General features: G+C 37.7%; 2 protein-coding genes. One reads left to right on the forward strand and one right to left on the reverse strand.

All coding sequences use genetic code 11. The features are described 5' to 3' along the window. On the forward strand, positions 1-479 hold a 479-nt coding region (locus AOG54_RS09860), incomplete at its 5' end, for a hypothetical protein (protein ID WP_055032397.1). A gap of 21 nt (positions 480-500) precedes the next feature. On the opposite strand, the gene AOG54_RS03045 is transcribed toward AOG54_RS09860, so the two are convergent. Beyond that, positions 501-1,776, reverse strand: a 1,276-nt coding sequence (locus AOG54_RS03045) for an AMP-binding protein (protein WP_055032398.1), incomplete at its 5' end; no start/stop codon positions are given.

Genomic DNA, 1,776 nt, shown 5'->3' on the forward strand with positions numbered 1-1,776 from the left:
TTTCAGTATTCCTTGAGCTTTTAATGGCTGCGGGGATATTCTCCAGATTTTTAATAGATCTATACCTGTTTCTGGTTGCAATACTTGTTGATTTCCTTGCCATGGGGTCATTTGCACTCTTTGGGAATAAAAAATACCTTAATTATTATTATTTATATACAGGACTTGCATCCATATTTTTGCTTATTACACTGATAATATATCCGGTTGGGAAAATTATAATACACCATATTGTTTTTGGTCCACTCCCATTGATGGTTGTGGTTTCCTCATCGTTTGTAAGTTTTCCGGCAGCGTTTTTCATCATTTTAATAGCGGCATTAAGCTATAAAAAATCCAGAAACATAAAACTCCTGAGCATAATTGCCGGGGTCATTGTTGTAAGCATTGCCGGAACACTTTACATAGCGGCAATACCTGTATTTCTTTACTATGCTGAATTCATAGGGATACTGCTCCTATGGATAGGCTTTAAATAAATATTATTTGTGGATAAATTTTTACACCATTGTTCTTAATTTTGCCTTGTCAATCTTTCCGACACTGGTCATTGGCATTTCTTTGATTATCCTGAAACTTACCGGTATCCACCATTTTTTTATATCACCTGAGTCAACTCTTAAATCCATAAATTCCCTAAGTTTATCAAGATCTATTTCCCCTGAAGCCTTAATCCATGCCACAGGTCTTTCTCCCCATTTCTCATCATTAATGGAGGTTACAGCACATATATCAATTCCAGGAAATTCAGATATTATTGATTCAAGAATTGATGTTGGTATCCATTCCCCTCCGCTCTTTATTACGTCCTTAAGCCTGTCCAGTATTTTTATGCCACCACTGTTAGTTATCATGGCAACGTCACCTGTTTTAAACCATCCACCATTATATGGATTCTGCTCCTTTATATTCAGATATTTTCCCGGAAGCCATGGGGAACTTATCCAGAGTTCACCCATGGTATTGTTTTCAAGTATTTTGCCGGAGCTGTCCCTTACAGACGCCTCAACCATTGGAACAGGATGCGTAATGGAACGCAATGATTCCAAATCACCATCATTGCCCAGTGATATTGATGCTGCAAGCATATCTGTCCCACCATAAATGGTGGAAAATTTTATGTTTTTTGCCCTGAGCCTGCTGGCAATGCCGTTGCTTACCGGTGAGCCACCTATAAGCATCTTGATTCCATTTAAATCATCATTAACATCATGGGATATGAGATCATAAACCATTGTTGGTACAGCATTGATCCACGTAACCTTATTTCTCTTTATCATGGAAATAACATTGTCAGGGCTATATTTTCCTGTTAAAACATAGCTGGACCCAAGGTATGCAGCATGAAATGCTGAACCCCAGGACCATATATGGTAAAACGGTATTAATGAAAGAATCGTATCATTATGGTTCAGTGATGCGGGGGATGGAAACATGCCAAGCTGGTAAAGTATGCTCATGGCACCGTTTACAGCCTTTTCGCTGGTATATAAAACCTCCTTGGGTTTTCCAGTTGTTCCTGAGGTAAAAAGTATTGAATAATCCTCATTACCAGATATTTCCCTTTCATATGATGTATCAGCAATCAAAAGATCATCAAAATTTTTATAATTTTGATCCGGACCAATAGAAATAATGTGGTCTTTTGGCATGTCCCTTCCAATGCCTGCATTAATGAAATCCTCTGAGGCAAATATATACCTTGCACCTGACTCTCTAATAGTTTCCATAACCATATTCCATGGAAGCTTAATATTAACAGGATAAATTATGGAT

The organism is Acidiplasma aeolicum, assembly GCF_001402945.1.
Classification (GTDB): domain Archaea; phylum Thermoplasmatota; class Thermoplasmata; order Thermoplasmatales; family Thermoplasmataceae; genus Acidiplasma; species Acidiplasma aeolicum.